The following is a 19,905-nucleotide window of genomic DNA, read 5'->3' as shown; positions in this document are numbered from 1 at the left end:
TGCGCTTCCTCAGGAATCACCGGTCTCATCCGCCAACGTCGGTTGCGGCCCCGGTTGATCCTCGTGCGCAGGCTTGCGCAGGATTCGCAGGAGCACCCAGAGCCCAATACCGAAGATCAGCAGGTAAAACAATAATATCGACCACGTCGAGGCCACCACCTGTTGATGCGACACCGGCGACAAACTGTCAGCCGTGCGCAGCAGGCCGTAGACCGTGAATGGTTGGCGGCCCACCTCCGTCACCACCCAGCCACTGAGCATGGCCACAAACCCGGCCGGCGCCAACAACACACAACCGCGCATCATCCAGCGCGTATTGAACAGCCGTTGCCGTCGCGCCAGCATCCAAGCAGCCATGCCCTGCCCCAGCATCAAAAGACCGAGCCCGACCATGAACCGGAAAGCGAAAAAAACAATCGGGACTGGCGGAATGTCCTGGGCTGGAAACTCATCCAGCGCGGCGATAGTGCCCGTCAAGTTGTAGTGCACATACAGCGAGCCTAATCGGGGAATCGCCAGTTCCCAGTGATTACGCCTTGCGGCCATATCCGGCACTGCAAACAAGCGCATGGGCTCGCCCGCCCCTTCAGGTGGACGCGTCCAGGAACCTTCGATTGCCGCCACCTTCTGCGGCTGAACGGTAAGGCTGTGCTCAGCGTGGAAGTGACCGACGACGATTTGCGCGGGCGCGAGCACGATGATCGTCCACAGCGCCATGGAATATTGAAGGCGAGCTCGCGGGTTCGCGGGCTCCCTCAACAGCTGCCAGGCACTGGCGCCGGCCACCAGAGTCGCCGTGCCAAGCATCGCCGCCAACGTCATGTGCGCCAACCGATAGGGAAACGATGGATTGAAGATAATCGCCCACCAATCCTGCGCAATAAAACGGCCATCGTGAGAGATGGCGTACCCGGCAGGTGTTTGCATCCAGGAGTTGGCCGAGAGAATCCAGAAGGCACTGATCAGCGACCCGCACGCCACTGCACAGGTAGCGAAGAAATGCACGCGGGGGCCTACCTTCTTCAAACCGAAGAGCATGATTCCCAGAAAACCCGCCTCGAGAAAAAATGCCGCCAGCACCTCGTAAAACATCAATGGCCCGAGAATGTCGCCTGCCTGCGTAGCAAGACGCGACCAGTTCAGCCCGAACTGATATTCCAGGATCAGGCCTGATGCGGTACCCACCGCCACGGTGAGTGCGAATATTTTCAACCAGTAGCGGTAGACATCCAGATAGATCTTTTTTCCACGCCACAACCAAAGACCTTCGAGCACCATCAGAAAGTTGGCCAGACCGATGGTGAGTGCGGCCAGCACGATATGGAAGCTGATGGTGATCGAAAACTGCAGACGTGCTGCCAGTAGCGCCGACTCAGTCGCTTCCATGAGGGTCACTCAACGTAAGCAAATTGAACTGATCATCTACAGGCTCGGCACTCCACGGTCAGCGAAACCCACGCCCGGTTCAATCGACGCCGTCAATGGTTCCACCGGTGCTCCGGGAATTAGGATGACCTTGCGGCAATCCTCCTGTCGCTTGTCGAAAATCTCGTAACCCTGAGCTACCTGCTCCAGCGACATACGGTGAGTGATGATCTCTTCGGGACGCAAATGACCCAGTTCGATATGTTCAAGCAGTTCTGGCAGATAACGTTGCACGTGCGTCTGGCCCATCTTGAATGTCAGGCCTTTGTCAAACGCATCACCAAACAGAAAGCCATGGATGAAACCCGCGTAGACACCCGGCACACTCACCACCCCACCGCGCCTTACGGCGGCGATGCATTGGCGCAATGCTTTACCGCTGCTGCCTTCGAGCTTCAAGGTCGCCAGGACGGTTTCGGTGGTACTGCCCTTGGCTTCGAATCCCACGGCATCGATCACTGCATCCACGCCACGCATGCCACGAGTCTGGCGAATCAAGGTGTCGGCCGGGTCATCATCGTCATCGAAATTAATAGGGATTACACCGTAGGTTTTCTCGGCATACGCCAGTCGGTAGTCATGGTGATCGATCACGAAAATCTGTTCGGCACCGAGCATGCGCGCGCACGCTGCGCTCAATAACCCCACCGGTCCGGCGCCGTAAATCGCCAGGCTTGAGCCTTTGCCAATCTGTGCATTGACCACCGCCTGCCAAGCGGTTGGCAGTATGTCCGACAGAAACAGCACCTTGTCATCGGCCAGTGTGCCGGGCACCTTGAAGGGGCCGGTATTGGCTTTCGGCACCCGGACCAATTCAGCCTGGCCACCCGGAACCCCGCCATACAACCGGCTATAGCCAAACAACGCGGCGCCCGGTGGAATGGCTTTCTTGTTGAGATTGGCGCCGCGCCCGTCATTGGTGGTTTCGCAGGCTGCGTACAGTTGCTGCTGGCAAAAGAAACACTCGCCACACGCAATAACGAACGGGATGACGACGCGGTCCCCGCGTTGCACTTGGGTCACCGATCGCCCGGCGTCTTCAACGATGCCCATGAACTCATGGCCGAAAATGTCGCCGTGTTCAACCGTGGGGATCTTGCCTCGATACAGGTGCAGATCGGAGCCGCAGATGGCCGTGGCTGTGACGCGCAGAATAATGTCGTCAGGTTGCTCAATGATCGGGTCCGGAACGGTTTCGATCTTGACCTTGTGGGCGCCGTGATAAGTCATTGCTCGCATGTCGGGTTCTCCTCGGCTGATGCAGGGATTCCTTTTCATAAAGGGCAATACGCGGCAAGCAACGGTTCCGTTTTCCTTGCTTGCAGCTGATCAATGGTTGACGAGGGGTCCCAAGGCAAACGGCTACATGAGGTGGCGGATCAGTTTTCTCGCGCGATGATTGAAATCTTGCCGTTGCGCTCAATGATCGCGAACTTGATTTCTTCCAGTTTCTCAATGCCCTGGCTGGAACGCGCAGCCTCCATGACGTCAGCCTCCACCAACCGGGCATGACGCAGTCGCCGATGCAGCAGCTTGCCGTTCTCCACGATGATTGTCGGCTCGCCGTCAATCAACCGTGATATCCAGCTGGATCGCTGTTTGAGCAATGAGAGCCCGACGTCGATGCCGATCAGGGTCACGATCACCAGTATTGAGTTGGTCAGGGAAAAATCGTCTCCGAGCAGCGCTTGCTGGGTGGCTTCACCAATCATCATCAACAGCACGAAGTCGAAGGTCGTCAGTTCGGCCAATGACCTTCGGCCGGCGATCTTGAACAGCACCAACAATGCTAAATACATCGCGGCCGCACGCAGTACCGAATCCATAAGTCACCTAGGGGAAAATGAACTGGTTGAGTTTCATGTCACGGGTGCCGGGCAGAACGATGCGACTTCGGAACAATCCCAGCCCATCGCCTCGCAGTGTAATGAACAGATTCGCCTGACCCTGGGTATCGGTCTGCACTCCCAAGCGGATGCCTTGATCGGAACTGCGGGCGTGCACGGGTTCAGGTTGCAGCGTTTCGATGCTGAAGCCTTCCAGCATCTCACCCGCCAGTTGCAGCTCAATGGTGGATTCCGGGGCGCCACTGACGCTGATTTTCATTGAGTTGGTCGAGCCATTGCGATGGAACATCTCGTATTCGACACTGACCCTGCCATCCTCGCTGCGCACTTCTCTGGAACTGAGCAGCCCTCGGGAGAACAGACCCGCCAGGCCCAACAGCATCAATAAAACCAGCAAGTACCAACCCAGGCGCTCAAAGCGCCAGACCTTCAATTGGTAAGCCATATCCTCACGCACAGGATATTTACGACTGCTCAAATCCGGATGTTCTGAATCGTCGTTCATGTGCTTTCAACCTTGTTCGCCACTCATCAGGCGACGATGAAAGTGCGGCAGCCATTGCAAAGCGTATTCGGTTGCTTGCGTTTGCACCTCACAGCGAGAACCGATAAACCGATGCTCGTGGCTGAACAGGCAATGTTCACCACTGGACTGAAACGCCCAGGCAAAGCAGATGGTGCCGGCGGGTATGCCGTCAACATCCTCCGGCCCGAGAATGCCGGTGGTGGCCACAGCGACATTCGCGGTACTGTCACGCAGGGCGCCCAGCGCCATTTCCCTGGCGACTTCCACGCTGGTCAGATTGAACGTTTCGATGGTGCGCGGGCTGACATGCAACACGCGCTGCTTGGCCTGTGGTGAATACACCACATAACCGCACTCAATGAATTCGCCGCTGCCTTCAACTTCCGACAACAGCGTCACGATCTTGCCGGCAGTACAGGATTCGGCCGTTGTCAGCACCAATGCGTTATCGCGCAAGTATTCAACGGTATCGTCAGCAATGGACATGAGCAGCACTCACGAAATTATTGCTCGGTTGATATGTGAAGGCGCCGGTGACTCCAGAAAAACCCTCAGTGATAGTCTTCGCCGGCGACTGCACGCAGATACGCCTGGTCGGCCTCTCTGCGCAGGTCGCGCCATTCGGCCCAGTTGACTATACCCAGACGATCCATTTCATCGGACTGGCGCAGCAGTTCTTCATGGTAGGCATCAGGGCAATCCATGCGCAGCCGCTTGTTTTCCAGCGCGCGATGCCAGGCATCGAGTGCGCGCAATTTCAATTCCTGAGCCGGCGACAGCAAATCTTTGAAGGCATTCATTTCACTAGCCCATGGCAGATGTTTCCTGGTGGAGCCCGGACACTCGCGATTGGTTCACACCATCTGACGATGTCGGTTGCAAGGAAAATGGGAGGCCGTTACCGACCTCCCGCTGTTGAGACAATCAGGACGTCCCCAGTCCACTGGAAAGATCCGCCGGTGTGCCGGACGTGCGGGATGCCTGCATATCCGGCCTGGCTTCCACGTCCGTTTGCTCAGTGGTTTTAGTGACGGTGTCACGCACCGCTTCATAGCCTTCCTGCGCTTGCTTCTTCACTTTGTCGACCAGGCCTGCACTGGTACGTCCCAGGTAGCGCTGCTCGGTCGCGGTGGTCGGCAAGGCAGCACCGATCATTGCGCCCAGGGCGATGCCTGCCGCCGCCACCATCAGCGGTTGCTCTTTGAGCAGCTGACTGAACTGCTGACCTATCACCTGAGTGTTTCGCGTCACGCGGTCACTTACGTCGTGCACGGCGTGGCTTAAGTGGTCAGTGGCGGCGCCGACGTTGTCAGTCATGTGGACAGCCTTGTCTTTCAACGAACGATAACCTTCCTTCAAGGTATCGGTGGTCTGGTGCACATGCTCACGGGCGCTGTCGAAGCCTTCCGCTATATCATCGGCCCAATCACCCAGCTGATCCGGCCCGGTGCGATAGCTTGGGCGCGGTACTGGCGGACGGTTCTGGCTCATCATCAACCAGAGCAAGCCCACCGATGTCAGCACCGCGGGAACCGGATTGTTGCGCACACTGGTGCCGAGGTTGCTGAGGAATGTCGAGCCGTTGTTCTGCATCATGCCCCACGCCTGATCGATTATCTGTCCGGGGGTGAACTTGCTTTCCAGGCGGTCGACGATGTTGCCGATGCTCGCGCGCTGCGCATCAATCTCGCGCTCAATCTGTTCGGGGCTCTTTTCCGATTCCAGCTCCAATTCGCTTTTCATGAAACTTTCCTCCGCAGCGCTTCCTGATCTTTATTCAGAGCGTCCAGTGTCCGGTCAGGCTTGAAGTGGGACGGCTCGAATTGTTTTTTCCCCGACTGCAACATGGCGAAGCCGATGATCATCACCACCACGCCAACAATCAGCGCGGCCAACCACGGTGCCATGAACAGGCTAAGACCGTAGACGACTGCCATCAGCAAAATGATGAATCCCGCCAACAGCACGATCGCGCCCCCCGCTACGCCGGCGATGCCGGCCTTGAGCGTTGTCAGGCTGGCCTGGAGTTCGGCTTTGGCCAGTGCGAGTTCCTTGGTGAACAACGCGGGCACTTCGCGGGACAACTGCCTGAGCAAGCCGACAACCGATGCGTCATCAGCCTGGGTAACCGGTCTTACGCCCGGCAAATCTGATTCATCTCTGTTCATCACAGTTCTCCTTTGACGTTTGGCGAAGCGGTTGGCGATGCCGCAGCAAAGTCCGATGGATGGTCGTGCACATCCGCCGAAGCCGGCGTGATGCCCGTGGCAAGTCCCGGTGCCGGGTCGGTATGGGGGGGAGATGTTTCATAGGGGCGCTGGGCGCCAAAACCACCGGTTGGAGGCGTTGACGTGCCTGTTGCAGGATCGTGCCCGGCGTGCACGGTCATGGCCGCAGAACTGCCTGCCTTGAGAAACCGTGACAGGCCAAAACCCAACGCAATGCTGCCGGCAATGAACAGCGCGGGATTACTGCGAGCCAACTCAGCGCCGTCATGCAGAAGCTGCTCGGCACTTTTGCCGCGCAGGTTTCCCGCCAGTCCGCTCATGGACTCCGCCATGTCGGTGAGATAATCGGACATGCCGAGCGTGTCTTTATCCTCCAGCTCGGAGACGAAGCTTTTCGCTCCCTGAGCCAAGGCGTCGATCTGGTCAGCCGCCGTGTCACGGTATTGCCCGAACTGTGCATCGGCTTGTTGCCTTACATCGCCGAGCGCCTCGGTGACGTCCTCCTTTAAATGTTGAAACCCTTGCTGCGGATTACCGTTCCCTGGATTGCCCGTATCGGTGCCAGTCCTGCTGTCTGAAGTGTTCATGTCGTCCCTCGCCTTCTGAATCGAAAACGTGTCATGGGGACTACGCAGCTGTATTGCCCTGAGCCCCTCATAGCAGAGGACGGAAGAGCTCAGTTGGGAGTTCAACGCGGATGATGAGCGTGATGCAGAATTTATCGGACGAGGGCAATACCACTCACTGCCCGTCGATCTCCAAGCCCGTCAAATCCAGCGAATGACTTTGCAGATAGCGGCCGACCGCATCGTCTATTGTTGGAAAAAACGCCGCCTCCCCCAGCAAGGTGTAGAGGCCGAACCGCTTGAGCTTGTCCTTGACCGGGTCTTTCATCTCGGCCACGCACAATTTGATGCCCGCGGTGCGCAGGGTTTCGTCCAGTTCGGCGAGCATGTCGGCCGAGGTGACATCCACGCTGGTGATGGGTTCCGCGGCGATGACCAACCAGCGCACCGGCGTTGGCGAGGCCGCCAGGGCGTCGATGACCCGGTCGTGGAACAATTCGGCGTTGGCGAAAAACAAGGATGCATCCCAGCGAAACAGCACCAGGCCAGGAATAAGGGTCGCGTCGGGATAGCGCTGGGTATCGTGAAAACCCTTGACCCCTTGGGTGCGTCCGAGCACGGCGGAGTAAGGCCGCCAGCCGTCCCAGAGGAATTCTATGACCGCGATCACGATAGCCAGGCCTATGCCTTCGATCGCGCCAAAAACTGCCACTCCAATGGTGCAGACGATCGACAGCCAGAACTCCCAGCGCTGCATGCGATAGATGCGCAACAGGTCAGTGACTTCGATCAGGCCGATGGCCGATGCGATGACCACCGCTGCCAGTGCGCTGTTGGGCAAGTCACGCAGCAGGTCGGGGGCAAACACCAGCAACAACGCAACGGCCAGAGCCCCGACAACACCGGTCACTTGGGTTTTCGCCCCGGCGGCTTCGGCCACGGGTGTGCGCGACGAACTGCTGCTGATCGCAAACCCCTGGAAGAAACCGGCGGCCAGATTGGCGACACCCAGGCCGACCATTTCCTGGTTCGGATCCACGTAGGTGCGGGTCCGCGCCGCGTAAACGCGGGACAGTACGCTGGTGTCGGCGAATGAAACCAGGGCCACGGCGCAGCCGCCGATCAGCACCGGGACAATATCAGCGCGGGTGATCCAGGGAATGGCGAAACCCGGCAGGCCTTGCGGGAGAGAGCCGAGGACCGAGACCCCGGCGTTTGCCGCAAGGTCCAGAACCGCGACGACGACGGTCGCGGCCACCACGGCAATCAAGATGCCGGGCACGCGTTTGTATCCCTTGAGCAGCAGGATGACGACCAGCGTCGCAGCACCGACCGCAAAAGTGACCCAATTGGTTTTACCATCGATGATCGCGGTCACGATCGCCCAAAGACTTCTCAGCGGTCCCTCGGCCTCGATTTTGAAGCCGAAGAGTTTGGGCAGTTGGCTGATCAAGACCGTCAGGGCGATCCCGTTCATGTAACCGTAGCGAATCGGTTTGGACAGAAGCTCGGTCACGAACCCCAGACGGGCGATACCCGCCAGTACACACACAGCCCCCGAGACGATAGCCATGGCCGCCGCCAGCGCGATGGCCCGTTGCGGGTCGCCCCCCGACAACGGCAAGACAACCGCGAGAATGACAGCCGCCAGCGATGAATCGGGACCCAGCACCAGAATCCGGCTGGGGCCGAACAGCGCATACGCCAGCAGCGGAACGATGGTCGCATACAGGCCATAAATGCCCGGCACCCCCGATGCCACCGCGTAGGCGATACCTACAGGCACCAACATGGTGGTCAACACCAGGCCGGCGACGAGGTCGTGGCGCAACCAGGCCATATGGTAGCCGCGCAATGTGCGCAGCCCGGGAAACCAGCGGCTCCAGCCAGACTGATCGCTGCCTGCGTCCCGACGTGCAATCCGACCCGGTTCCGGGTCGGGCGACGAAGCATCCGAATGGCTCATAGGACATTGGCCCTTCTGTGTGAGTCGCAGGTTCGCTGCCGTTAACGGTCAATACTTTTCCGGGATGCGTTTGAGCGGATAATCAGGTTCCTGATACCCACCAGGCTTCTGGCGTTTAGGCAACACCACCTTGTCGCGGGGCACGTCTTTGTAAGGGATGCGACTGAGCAAATCGCTGATGATGTTGAGCCGCGCCCGACGCTTGTCATTGGAATCGGCCACCAGCCACGGCGCATGATCGGTGTCGGTCGCTTCGAACATGGCGTCACGGGCTCGCGAGTAGTCATACCAGCGGCTGTATGACTTGAGATCCATCGGTGTCAGTTTCCAGATTTTTCGCCCGTCCTTGATCCGCGCTTCGAGCCGACGCGTCTGTTCCTGCGGACTGACTTCCAGCCAATACTTGAGCAGGATGACCCCGGAGTCGACGATCGCACGCTCTACATGAGGGACAGACTTGAGAAACGTCTCCACTTGTTCTTCGGTACAGAAGTTCATTACGCGCTCGACGCCCGCACGGTTGTACCAACTGCGATCGAAGATCACCACCTCGCCCGCCGCCGGCAGATGGGGCAAGTAGCGCTGGATATACATCTGGCTTTTTTCCCGCTCGGTTGGCGCAGGCAGCGCCATCACCCGAAAGACCCGCGGGCTGACCCGTTCGGTGATGGCCTTGATCGTCCCGCCCTTGCCCGCACCGTCACGCCCTTCGAACACAATGCAGATCTTGACGCCTTTCTCTTTGACCCATTCCTGCAACTTGACCAACTCGACGTGCAAGTGGCGCAACTGCTCCAGATAGTCTTTGTTCGTCAACTTTGCGGGTTCAGCAGAAACTTTAAAGGCTTTTTTCTTATCTTTTGCCATGACCAAACCTCAAAAATGCCAATGACGGATGTATTGGCAGCGGTTGCTGAAGAGTCGACGCTTCATCTGACGGCGTGAGTCTAGTCCAAGGTCAAACGCCCGGCATGGCGAGGCAGGTGAAAATCGTTCCCCCTATCAATTTCCCGTGGTTTGCCGATATTGACGAGGGGTAAACCCGGTCAACGCCTTGAACTGGCGGGTGAAAGCACTGTGGTCGGTATAGCCGCACTGCAAGGCGACCTCGGTGATCGGCATATCGGTGTGAAGTAGACGATGCGCGTGTTCCAGGCGGACTTTCTGGATCATCTGTCGCGGCGTCAGGTGGAACACGCGCTTGCAGTAGCGCTCCAGTTGCGCCACCGAAATGCCGGCGATTCGCGTCAGCTCGCCAAGGCTGACTCGACGGTGGAAATGCAGGCGGATGTGTTCGTCCACTGCCGCCAGGCGCTGATACGCCGGATGGGTGTCGCTGGCCGATTGCAGGTCGACTGAAATGCCCACCAGGCCCATGATTTCGCCACTGCGGTTGTACAGCGGGCGTTTATGCGTAAGGCACCAACCGGGCTCGCGGCTGCCATACAGATGCAGCTCCAGTTGGTCTTCCAGGACAAACCCCTGCTCCAGTACCCGGCGATCCTGTTCGGTATAGCCAGGCCCCAATTGCGCGGGAAAGACCTCGGCGCTGGTTCTGCCCAGCAACGGTTGCAGGTGCTTGAGGCCGCAACGCTGCACCAGCGTCTGGTTGGCCATGACGTAGCGGGCCTGAACATCCTTGATGAAGATCGCGGCGTTGGGAATGACGTCCAGCATCGGTAGCACAAGCGCTACGCCTGCCAACAATTGCTCCATGGTTTCGGGACGTTGCTCCTCGTTCCCCTGGCACAGGATCGCAAAGGCGTTCTGCGTCATGAGTCTCACTCTCCCACGGTCCGGATCGACGAAAGCCAAACAGATTGCCCCAAGGCCGGGGCAGTGTCGAGACGGGATCCGGGCCTGGGATCAGCCACCGGCATTGTGCTGATTTCGTCATCGCGACCTGCACAAACCATCAATCGCAGCCGTTCCGGCACGTTCAATCTATCGCCATTGCTGCCCTCGGCGCCCCACGACAACAGCGTTATCAGTGACATCACAGCCGCTCTCCCGATTGGCGCATCGATCCAGACTTCTCTCTGAACCGGCACCTGGTGCCTCTCAAATTGGACGGTTTATGAAACAGGTTCACATCATCGATTCCCACACCGGCGGCGAACCGACTCGTCTGGTGATGAAAGGCTTTCCGCAGCTCCATGGCCGCACCATGGTCGAGAAACGCGATGCCCTGCGCGACCAGCATGACCAATGGCGCAGGGCCTGCCTGCTGGAGCCTCGAGGCAACGATGTACTGGTCGGCGCGCTGTACTGCGAACCGGTATCGGCGGATGCCACCTGCGGGGTGATTTTCTTCAACAACGCCGGCTATCTCGGCATGTGCGGTCACGGCACCATCGGCTTGGTCAACTCGTTGCAGCATCTGGGTCTGATCGGCCCTGGCGAGCACAAGATCGACACGCCGGTCGGCCCGGTCAGCGCCACGCTGCATGCAGACGGCAACGTCACGTTGCGCAATGTCCCCGCTTACCGCTATCGCCAGCAGGTGCCGGTCGAGGTACCGGGCCATGGACGTGTCTTTGGCGATATCGCTTGGGGCGGCAACTGGTTTTTCCTGGTGTCCGACCACGGCAAGACATTGCAAATGGACAACGTCGACGCCCTGACTGAATACACCTGGGCGATGCTCAAGGCACTCGAAGCCCAAGGCATTTATGGCGAAGACGGGGCGCTCATCGACCATGTCGAATTGTTTGCCGACGACGATCAGGCCGACAGCCGCAACTTCGTGATGTGCCCCGGCAAAGCCTACGACCGCTCGCCGTGCGGCACCGGCACCAGCGCCAAACTCGCTTGCCTGGCGGCTGACGGCAAACTGGCCGCCGGTGAGCGCTGGGTCCAGGCCAGCATCACCGCCAGCCAGTTTGTCGGCAGCTTCGAATGGGAAGGTGAACGCATCCGCCCTTTCATCACCGGCCGCGCCTACATGACCGCCGACGCCACGCTGCTGATCGACGAACAGGATCCCTTTGCGTGGGGCATTTAAGCCCCTCGGCGGCGCCTACACCCTCAACCGATCTGAATAAACGCTGCAAGGAGTTACCACAATGAGCGACAACATCTTCACCGGCTGCATTCCTGCACTGATGACCCCGTGCACCGCCGATCGCAAACCGGACTTTGACGCGCTGGTGGCCAAGGGTCGCGAACTGATCGACATCGGCATGAGCGCCGTCGTGTACTGCGGCTCCATGGGGGACTGGCCGTTGCTGACCGAAGCCGAGCGTCAGGAAGGCGTGGCACGTCTGGTTGCCGCCGGCATACCAACCATTGTCGGCACCGGTGCGGTCAACAGCCGTGAAGCGGTGTCCCACGCGGCACACGCTGCCAAAGTCGGCGCCCATGGCCTGATGGTCATTCCTCGCGTGCTGTCCCGTGGTGCTTCGGCAACCGCGCAAAAAGCTCACTTTGCCGCCATTCTCAAGGCTGCCCCGGGGTTGCCGGCAGTGATCTACAACAGCCCTTACTACGGCTTCGCCACCCGTGCGGACCTGTTCTTCGAACTGCGTCGCGAGTACCCGAACCTGATCGGCTTCAAGGAGTTCGGCGGTGCCGCCGACCTGCGCTACGCCGCTGAGCACATCACCTCCAGGGACGACGATGTCACCTTGATGGTCGGGATCGATACCCAAGTGGTGCATGGCTTCGTCAACTGCAACGCCACCGGCGCCATCACCGGCATCGGCAATGCACTGCCGCGCGAAGTGCTGCAACTGGTGGCCCTGAGCAAACAAGCTGCCAAAGGTGACGCCAAGGCTCGCCGGCAGGCTCGGGAACTGGAAGCGGCAATGACAGTGCTGTCGTCCTTCGACGAGGGCTGTGACCTGGTGCTGTATTACAAACACCTGATGGTGCTCAACGGCGACAAGGAATACGCCCTCCACTTCAACGAAACCGATGTGCTCAGCGATGCCCAGCGCCGTTACGCCGAGAAGCAGTACGCCTTGTTCCGCCAGTGGTACGAGCACTGGTCGGCCGAGCAGAACGTCGCCTGACGCTCCGCATTTGTTTCCGTCCTCTGCTATTTTCAGGAAATGCCATGACGCTCACAGGCAACATGCTGAACGGCCAGCACGCCACGACGGGTCGCCACGAAGCGATTCGGGCGATCAATCCAGCTACCGACCTGGCGCAGGATGCTATCCACTCCACTGCAAACGATCGGCACGACATAACCGTCATCGGTGCCGGGATCATCGGCGTCGCCTGCGCGCTGCAATTGGCGCGTCAAGGATTGCGGGTGGTGGTCCTCGATCAGCAGGAGCCCGGCCACGGCGCCTCGTTCGGCAATGCCGGGCATCTGGCGACCGAACAGGTGTTTCCCATCGCCGACCTGTCCATTGTCAAACGCTTGCCCGCCATGCTCTTGGACCCGATGGGGCCGCTGCGCCTGGACTGGAAGTACATGCCGCGAGCGCTGCCGTGGTTTGCCCGGCTGTTGATGAACCTGCGCCCGGCGCCTTTCCAGCGCACGGTGGCCGGCATCCGCGCGCTCAATGAGAGCAGCCTGTGCGCGTGGCAACGCCTGTTGCAGGCGATCGTGCGGCCTGACTTGCTCAAAGAAGATGGTTCGTTACTGGTATTTGAGCGCCCGGATTCGCAACCGGCGATCGAAGCGCTACAGGCACGCCTGCGCCAGCAGCAGGTGCCGGTCGAGCGCTGGCAGGCCACTGCCGTACGCGATGCCGCGCCGCAACTGAGCGAGCACATTCAGGGGGGATTGTTCTTTGAGCGCACCGGGCATTTCCTCGACCCTTATCGCGTCGTCTGTGAACTGGTACACGCCGCCAAGACCTGCGGTGTGCATTTCCTCAAGCGCCGGGTGCAGGGCGGACATCTGGACGCAGGCGGTGTATCGCTGGTCACCGATCAAGCCCAGGTCAGCAGTCGGCGAATCCTGATCGCCTGCGGTGCCCATTCAGCGAAACTCACCCACGCTTTGACCGGCAAAAAGGTACCGTTGGACACCGAGCGGGGCTATCACTTGATGCTGCCCCATGAGCACGAACGGTTGCCGTTCGCCGTCACCTCGCTGGAGCGCAAGTTCATCATGACGCCCATGACTGACGGACTGCGGCTGGCAGGCACCGTCGAGTTCGCCGGTCTCGAGAGCCCGCCGAGCATGCAGCGCGCATGGCAGTTGCACCGTCTCAGCAAGGGCCTGTTCCGTCGTGACCTGAACGCAGACGCCGCCACGCCCTGGATGGGATTTCGCCCTTCCCTGCCGGACTCTCTGCCGATCATCGACAGTGCGTGCGACGGCAAGGTATTGCTCGCCTTCGGCCACCAGCACCTGGGTTTGACGCAGGCGGCGGTCACGGCCGAAATGATCGCTCAATTGGTTTCGCCAACGAGTGCTTTGCACAGCCTTGGATTACCAACGGTGGAGGCATACAGGCTGGAGCGTTTTTGAGCATCAATCGTCGATCGGACAGCCGCCTCATTGCAAAGGCGAAAACTTCGCCGGCAGGTAAATCGTCGAGCACATGTCGCGCAGTTGAGGGCCGGAGTTTTCCGGTGGCCAGACGCCGTCGGCTACGGCTTGGGTGCGCACTTGCAAGCGTTGTTCCAGTGTCGTCCAGGGCCAGATGTGCAAGTAACGTGGCAGCGAGCCGTCGGTGGCGTAAAACGCCGCGTAAACCGGTGAATACTGTTCGGCGGTTCGAGCTTCGATGGCTTTGCGCCAACCGTCCAGCGTGGGTTGCAGGCCGCTGCTGATCAGGTCATACACGCGCAGTTCGTAGAAAGGGCCGTGTCGGCCTGCGACCAGGGGCTCAAGAAAGGGAAACAGCGTGTAGTTTTCAATGCGCAAATCGGTGATGAACGGGCTGATTCCAAAGACGTCGCCAGCCAGCAGGAACCGCTCGCGCTCCGCCTGCCTATGGCATTCGTCCGCAAACCCGCGCAACACGGCGATCTGGTTCAGCTTGCCCAGTTCCGAAGCCCAACACCCCATCAGCGTTCCACCGACTTCAGGCTGTGCCAACCCGAGTTCGATGCGCGCCAAGGCATCCGCCACCGTGCGCACGCGCACCGTAAAAGTGATCAATTCAAAAAAAACCATAACCCACTCCGACAATTTGCCCCAGCCTATGACAGCGCCTGCAACAAGGATATTGACGCGCCTCCCATTCGATGAGGGCTTTTGCCGCAGTGGCCTAGGTAATAGCCTTATCACCAGGATGGTGAACAGAGAGCCACACTCCTCTCGTCTCACGACCAAGTGATAATGAATCCCATGAAGGGTCTGCTACGCTTTTTTATCCGGAAATGGAGTCGCACAATGAACCCGAAAAACTGTTGCGCACGGCGCATGCGGGGTGAGCTTTGAAAGGCAAAATGCTGGGTGTCGCCCTGACGCTCATCGTTGTGGGCGCTGCGTCCTATGGGCTTAACCGATGGGAGCGGGTCGAGAACCAGCGCCAGGCAGCGGTGTGCAAGGCAAACCAGGAGCATCTGAAAAACCTCGAAACCCAAGTCCGGGCCATGACTGCCGGTTTATCCGTGGAAGCCTATGCCGAGGCTGAAAAAGCCGAGGCCGGCAAACTGGTTCGCGCCCTGGATACCGCCCGCAATGAAGCGGAGGTCAACGCGGTGATCGACGAGCATTCCGCCGCCATCGAGAAGCAGATCGTTGCCGAGGATGCCGAGGTTAAATCCCGCGGCGAGCAACCGTTCTTGGGCCAGGAGCTGAAAAAACAGCGCATTACCACGGACATCAAGCAAGAACTCATACGCGCCGAGAAAGCCGTCGCCGATGCCTGTGACGAGTAGGCCATTACCGCTGGTCAGCTAACCAGCACCTTCCCACTCCCCGCCCTTCCAAAACTGTACATCCCTTCAATGGAAGACTCGAATCATGAAGCGTAAAGCCGCTGTGTTTCTGCTTGCGAGCTTGATGTCGACTAGTTCGCTATTCGCCTTCGCTGCCTACGAGACTGCTACCGACCCCGCTGTTCCGCCTGCCGCCCTACCGGGCCTGAACCAGGGTAAAGCGGCTCAATCCAACGAGGACAAGGCCGACAAAAAAGGCGAAGAGGCGTCAGGCTCCAACTCCGGAGCGGATACGAGTGCCGCAGAAAAAGATGCCGCGACATCCAGCGGCTCGCCAGATGAAGTCAAAGAGCCGAAGCAGTAACAGGATTGGAAGATGCGCTCGGAATGGGTATTCCGAGCGTGGCTTTTGCTTCCCCGCCTTGCCGACGCCTCGGCTCCTGCCGCAAAAAAAGCAAATTCCCATGTGCTCCCTTCGTACATATCTACGTCGCAGTGTTCACTGCCCGTATCCATATGTCTGGAGTTCATTCGATGCCCTCGCCCAAAACCTTCCCCGCTGCGCTGTTGGGGCTGGCCCTCGTTTGTCCGGCCATGGCCCAAGGCCTGGAGCTGGGGCAAGTGTTGATCGGGGCTGAGGATCAAAGTGGCCAAGACCTGGAGATCGAACAGGCCAAGGCCCGTCTGGCAGAAGTCCCCGGTGGCAGCAATGTGGTCGACATGCGCCGCCCCCTGCAAGGCCGCGTGGCCAGTAACCAGGATGTGCTGGCCTACCAGCCGGGGATTTACGCCCAGTCTGCGGGCAACGAAGGGGTGAAGATTTCGATCCGCGGATCGGGGATCAACCGGGCTCCGGGTGCCCACGCTTCAGGCTTGTACGCCATGCTCGACGGTCTGCCGCTGACGGGCCCTGGCGGCACGCCCTATGAGTTGCTGGAGCCGCTGTGGCTCGATCATGTGGAAGTGCTGCGCGGCGCCAATGGGTTCGACAGGGGTGCACTGGCGCTGGGTGGCGCCATCGATTACGTCAGCCACACCGGTTACGACGCACCGAAGTTGCAAGTGCGCTACGCGACCGGCAGTCATGGCTATCAGCAACGCCAGGTCAGCTCCGGGCAGGTCTTGGGTGACTTCGATTACTACGTGTCGTTGACCGGCGCCAATGCCGATGGTTATCAGGATCACACCGCCAGCGACAGTCAGGGCGTGATTGCCAACTTCGGTTATCGCTTCAACCCGAACCTGGAAACCCGCTTTTACCTGCGCTATCGCCAGACCGACAACGACCTTGCCGGACGAGTGACCAAGCACTCCATCGAACACAACCCACGGGCCGCCAACCCCGCCTATGTGACGCGCGACGACCGCCGTGAGCAGCCGGGCAGCACCTTTATCGGCAACAAGACCACCTACTACATCGACGACGATTCGAGCATTCAGACCGGCCTTGTCTACCACGACTACCCCATGGACTTGCGTGAAGGACCCAATCGCCTGAAGGTTGCGTACACCGACGTCAGCGGCACGTTCGACTATAAGCGTCGCGATACGCTTTGGGGCCTGCAAAGCCAAAGCACGCTGGGCTTGCGCGTGACCAAGCACCTGCCCAATGCCGGCGCCAGCGAACAGGTGCGCATTCCCACCGGCAACACCGCTGGCTATGCGCCGGGCACGCACATTCGCGATTTCACCTATCAGGGTTCGGACACCGTGTTGCATCTGGGCAATGATCTGGAGATCGCCGACGACCTGTGGCTGACCACCGGCCTTGCTGCCATCTATACCCGCAGGGAAAGCGCTGTGACCTACCCGCAAGCCGGCGGCAAGACCAGCCTGAGCGATTGGGACTACGCTCCGCGCGTGGGTCTGCGCTATCAACTGACGCCCGATCTGCAGCTTTTCGGCAACCTCAGCCGCTCGGTTGAAGCGCCGCACCCCTGGTCGCTGATCTACAGTTCCAACGTGCGCTTCCCGGCAGGCAGCGGCCCGGCCACGGGTGCCCAGCGCGATCCGATCGAGCTGCAAAACCAGACCGCTACCACCCTGGAAATCGGCGGCCGCGGTGACAGCTCGCTGGGGCAATGGAGCCTGTCCTGGTATTACGCCCAGGTGCACAACGAATTGCTCTCGGTGTTGCCGGACGCCAATGCCACCACGCCCTATGAACTCAACGCCAGCCCTACCGTGCACCAGGGAGTGGAAGCCGGCCTGACGAGCAGCCTGTGGTCGCCGGACAGCGGTGGCCAACTGACCCTGCGCCAAAGCTATACCTTCAGTGATTTCCACTACCGCGACGACGAGCGTTTCGGCGACAACCGCCTGCCGGGCCTGCCGATGCATTACTACCAGGGCGAACTGCGCTTCGACTGGCCGCTAGGTTTCTTCGCAGCAGTCAACACTCAATGGGCGTCCAAGGTTGCGGTCGACTACGCCAACAGCTTCTACGCCGATCCCTACGCCATATTCGGTGCAACCCTGGGTTACAACGCGCCCAAGGGCGACTGGCAGACATGGCTGGACATGCGCAACCTGACCGACAAGCACTACGCCGCGACCGTCACCCCCGGCTACGACGACAAAGGGCTCGACGCGGCGCGATCCACCCCTGGTGAAGGCATGGCGATGTATGTCGGGGTGTCGTGGAGCCTGCTTTGAGGCTTTGGCAAAGAGCAATCGGCAGCCGGTGAATGGAGCGTGGAAAACGGCCGCTAAGCTACCTTCTAATCGGGTTTATTGGGCAGATTGCCTTTGACGTTGAATCGATGCTGTTCAACTCAAACCACCCTGATCCGGGTCAATCCAAGCCGTTCAGCCTGCGCCAGGATTTCTTTCGGAGTTGCGTCCGCTGAAGGCATCAGCAGGCTGTTCTCGCCATCTCCGAAATGCAGCTGCAAAAGATGCATTGTCGCCTCCTGTACGGAGAGTTGAGGTTGCTTGAGTTCGAGCTCGACCTCACGAGATTCGCCGTTGAACAGGTATTGCAGTGTGTAGAGGTGCATGGGCGGATTCCAAAATGAAAGAAGTACAACCGATGCCGCTGTCTTCAGGGCAGCAGCAGTGCTTCATGGACTTCGATTGAAGGAACAGCCCCCGCCACTCGCTGACTACTTAGCCAACGTCTGGTTTTGTTCACATCGAATATTTGCCCTTGCTCCATCAGCATCATGATGAGCTCATCCGACACGCGATAGCGACCACACTCTGGACAGTCCCGCTCTTCCCAGGGGCCAAGACATTGAATGCGCTGCGCAGTACCGACACATATAAGACAGTTCATCGCGATCACCATGGTCTGCTCAGACGGTCGCGAGATGATCGCGATCGTGCAGAAGAGACCGCTCGAGTGTTGAGAAACAGGTGATGGGTCGACAGGTAAACGCCTGGCAGAGTTCGATGACATGTCGCTTACAGTACAAACAGGTCGTATACACCGCTCAACGACTGCGCCTGGAAGCGGCGCCCCATGATCGGCTCCCGTTCGTTTAAAGGGCTCGCCCACATTCTCAAAAACGTGTCGTGAAAATCATTGGCATGCATCATTCAAATTCTCATCACACGATTGACATAGTTGCCTTGGTCAACTATATAATTGCCAAAAGCAAATATATGGAGCTTCCATGTCCGCCACCATTTTTGAGCGCGCCGAAACGGTACGCCGCTTTAACAGGTTCTACACCCGCCAGATCGGCGCCCTGCAAGAACACTTGCTCAAGGCCGAATTTTCCCTGACCGAGGCGCGTATCCTTTTCGAATTGGGCGCCAGTGCCGGCCTGAAGAGTTCAGACCTGTGTCAGATGCTCGGCCTGGACGCCGGTTACGTCAGCCGAGTCATCGGCGGATTCGAGAAAAAAGGCTTGATCGGCAAGACGCGTTCGACAAGCGATGCCCGTGCCTCTCAGATCCAGCTTACCGAGCCAGGTCGCACCGTGCTGGCCTCGCTGGAGCACGCCGCTCGTGAGGAAGTCGTGTTGATGCTGCAAGGCTTGCCTGAGCCACAGCAGGATCAATTGACCCAAGCCATGAAACAGATACAGACGCTATTGGGCGCCAGAGATCCCTCCTACCTCCTGCGCGATCCTGTAGCGGGTGACATGGGAATTGTCGTTCAGCAACAAGCTCAGCTATATGCTCGCGAATACGGTTGGAACTCGGAGTTCGAAGCGCTGGTGGCAGAAATCGTCGCCAAGTACCTTCGTGAATTCGATCAATCCTGCGAGCGATGCTGGATCGCGGAAAAAGATGGCAAGGTCATCGGTTCGGTGTTTGTCGTCAGGCATGACGAGACGACCGCCAAACTGCGAATGCTCTACGTGGATGCGAGTGCCAGAGGCATGGGAATCGGCAATCGATTGCTGGAAGAAAGTCTCAGATTTGCACGGGATGCGGGTTACACAAAGATGATGCTCTGGACCACCAGCGTGCTTTGCGATGCGCGAAAGCTCTATCAAAAGGCAGGTTTTCAGTTGGCCGAAGAGGAACCGGTACACAGTTTCGGAAAAGACCTGGTCAGCCAGACTTGGGCTCGGGATCTGTAGTGGTCTGAGCAGTCGGGAAC

At 59.2% G+C, this 19,905-nt stretch carries 21 protein-coding genes; 7 read left to right on the top strand and 14 right to left on the bottom strand.

What is annotated here, in order from left to right:
- Positions 1-9: 9 nt before the first annotated feature.
- The 12 genes from D8V06_RS07980 to D8V06_RS07925 all read right to left on the bottom strand — a co-directional run bounded on the left by D8V06_RS07980 (position 10) and on the right by D8V06_RS07925 (position 10,334).
- Entirely contained in the window at positions 10-1,386 is a 1,377-nt protein-coding gene (locus tag D8V06_RS07980; protein WP_130930791.1) for a cytochrome ubiquinol oxidase subunit I, read from the bottom strand.
- A 36-nt stretch (positions 1,387-1,422) separates the two neighbouring features.
- Entirely contained in the window at positions 1,423-2,664 is a 1,242-nt protein-coding gene (locus tag D8V06_RS07975; protein WP_130906749.1) for a zinc-dependent alcohol dehydrogenase, read from the bottom strand.
- A gap of 140 nt (positions 2,665-2,804) precedes the next feature.
- Positions 2,805-3,251 carry a YetF domain-containing protein gene (locus D8V06_RS07970; RefSeq protein ID WP_130906748.1) on the bottom strand — a complete coding sequence of 149 codons (447 nt, stop codon included), beginning with the start codon at positions 3,249-3,251 and terminating at the stop codon, positions 2,805-2,807.
- A 7-nt stretch (positions 3,252-3,258) separates the two neighbouring features.
- Entirely contained in the window at positions 3,259-3,777 is a 519-nt protein-coding gene (locus D8V06_RS07965; protein ID WP_130930758.1) for a hypothetical protein, read from the bottom strand.
- A gap of 6 nt (positions 3,778-3,783) precedes the next feature.
- Positions 3,784-4,284 (bottom strand): CinA family protein, encoded by a 501-nt coding sequence (locus D8V06_RS07960; RefSeq protein WP_130930757.1) that lies wholly within the window; start codon positions 4,282-4,284, stop codon positions 3,784-3,786.
- 65 nt (positions 4,285-4,349) lie between these two features.
- Complete coding sequence (locus D8V06_RS07955; RefSeq protein ID WP_130930756.1) at positions 4,350-4,598, bottom strand: hypothetical protein; 249 nt, start codon at positions 4,596-4,598, stop codon at positions 4,350-4,352.
- A 124-nt stretch (positions 4,599-4,722) separates the two neighbouring features.
- The gene (locus D8V06_RS07950; protein WP_130930755.1) at positions 4,723-5,541 is read right to left on the bottom strand and encodes a DUF3618 domain-containing protein; all 819 of its coding nucleotides are present in this window, start codon (positions 5,539-5,541) and stop codon (positions 4,723-4,725) included.
- A complete protein-coding gene (locus D8V06_RS07945) occupies positions 5,538-5,966 on the bottom strand; it encodes a phage holin family protein (protein ID WP_130905719.1) in 429 nt (142 codons plus the stop codon). Before D8V06_RS07945 ends, D8V06_RS07950 begins: the two co-directional genes overlap by 4 nt.
- Positions 5,966-6,613 (bottom strand): hypothetical protein, encoded by a 648-nt coding sequence (locus D8V06_RS07940; RefSeq protein WP_056856540.1) that lies wholly within the window; start codon positions 6,611-6,613, stop codon positions 5,966-5,968. The genes D8V06_RS07945 and D8V06_RS07940 overlap by 1 nt, the downstream gene beginning before the upstream one ends.
- Before the next feature lie 154 nt (positions 6,614-6,767).
- Positions 6,768-8,558 carry a SulP family inorganic anion transporter gene (locus D8V06_RS07935; protein ID WP_130930754.1) on the bottom strand — a complete coding sequence of 597 codons (1,791 nt, stop codon included), beginning with the start codon at positions 8,556-8,558 and terminating at the stop codon, positions 6,768-6,770.
- Positions 8,559-8,606: 48 nt separating this feature from the next.
- Positions 8,607-9,425, bottom strand: coding sequence for a polyphosphate kinase 2 (gene ppk2, locus D8V06_RS07930; protein ID WP_130930753.1), 819 nt, complete (start codon positions 9,423-9,425; stop codon positions 8,607-8,609).
- Between the two features lie 135 nt (positions 9,426-9,560).
- On the bottom strand, positions 9,561-10,334 hold the full coding sequence (locus D8V06_RS07925) for an AraC family transcriptional regulator (RefSeq protein ID WP_130906744.1): 774 nt from the start codon (positions 10,332-10,334) through the stop codon (positions 9,561-9,563).
- Positions 10,335-10,635: 301 nt separating this feature from the next.
- Between D8V06_RS07925 and D8V06_RS07920 the strand changes: the two genes are divergently transcribed.
- From D8V06_RS07920 to D8V06_RS07910, 3 genes are all read left to right on the top strand, one after another.
- A complete protein-coding gene (locus D8V06_RS07920; RefSeq protein WP_130930752.1) occupies positions 10,636-11,562 on the top strand; it encodes a 4-hydroxyproline epimerase in 927 nt (308 codons plus the stop codon).
- A gap of 61 nt (positions 11,563-11,623) precedes the next feature.
- The gene (locus D8V06_RS07915; RefSeq protein WP_130930751.1) at positions 11,624-12,571 is read left to right on the top strand and encodes a dihydrodipicolinate synthase family protein; all 948 of its coding nucleotides are present in this window, start codon (positions 11,624-11,626) and stop codon (positions 12,569-12,571) included.
- Positions 12,572-12,615: 44 nt separating this feature from the next.
- On the top strand, positions 12,616-13,989 hold the full coding sequence (locus tag D8V06_RS07910) for an FAD-dependent oxidoreductase (protein WP_241667789.1): 1,374 nt from the start codon (positions 12,616-12,618) through the stop codon (positions 13,987-13,989).
- A 27-nt stretch (positions 13,990-14,016) separates the two neighbouring features.
- On the opposite strand, the gene D8V06_RS07905 is transcribed toward D8V06_RS07910, so the two are convergent.
- Complete coding sequence (locus D8V06_RS07905; protein WP_130930750.1) at positions 14,017-14,640, bottom strand: NIPSNAP family protein; 624 nt, start codon at positions 14,638-14,640, stop codon at positions 14,017-14,019.
- A 278-nt stretch (positions 14,641-14,918) separates the two neighbouring features.
- Here D8V06_RS07905 and D8V06_RS07900 point away from each other — a divergent pair, with 278 nt between their 5' ends.
- From D8V06_RS07900 to D8V06_RS07890, 3 genes are all read left to right on the top strand, one after another.
- Positions 14,919-15,350, top strand: coding sequence for a hypothetical protein (locus tag D8V06_RS07900; protein ID WP_056856899.1), 432 nt, complete (start codon positions 14,919-14,921; stop codon positions 15,348-15,350).
- 85 nt (positions 15,351-15,435) lie between these two features.
- On the top strand, positions 15,436-15,714 hold the full coding sequence (locus D8V06_RS07895) for a hypothetical protein (RefSeq protein WP_056856547.1): 279 nt from the start codon (positions 15,436-15,438) through the stop codon (positions 15,712-15,714).
- 170 nt (positions 15,715-15,884) lie between these two features.
- On the top strand, positions 15,885-18,005 hold the full coding sequence (locus D8V06_RS07890) for a TonB-dependent receptor (RefSeq protein ID WP_130906740.1): 2,121 nt from the start codon (positions 15,885-15,887) through the stop codon (positions 18,003-18,005).
- Between the two features lie 119 nt (positions 18,006-18,124).
- Here D8V06_RS07890 and D8V06_RS07885 read toward each other — a convergent pair whose 3' ends face one another.
- Entirely contained in the window at positions 18,125-18,349 is a 225-nt protein-coding gene (locus D8V06_RS07885; RefSeq protein ID WP_056856549.1) for a hypothetical protein, read from the bottom strand.
- A gap of 618 nt (positions 18,350-18,967) precedes the next feature.
- On the opposite strand from D8V06_RS07885, the gene D8V06_RS07875 reads away from it, so the two are divergent.
- Complete coding sequence (locus D8V06_RS07875) at positions 18,968-19,885, top strand: bifunctional helix-turn-helix transcriptional regulator/GNAT family N-acetyltransferase (RefSeq protein ID WP_130906739.1); 918 nt, start codon at positions 18,968-18,970, stop codon at positions 19,883-19,885.
- Positions 19,886-19,905: the final 20 nt, after the last annotated feature.

Source organism: Pseudomonas sp. Sample_24, from assembly GCF_004307605.1.
GTDB lineage: Bacteria > Pseudomonadota > Gammaproteobacteria > Pseudomonadales > Pseudomonadaceae > Aquipseudomonas.
This window is presented reverse-complemented; position numbering and strand designations above follow the sequence as displayed.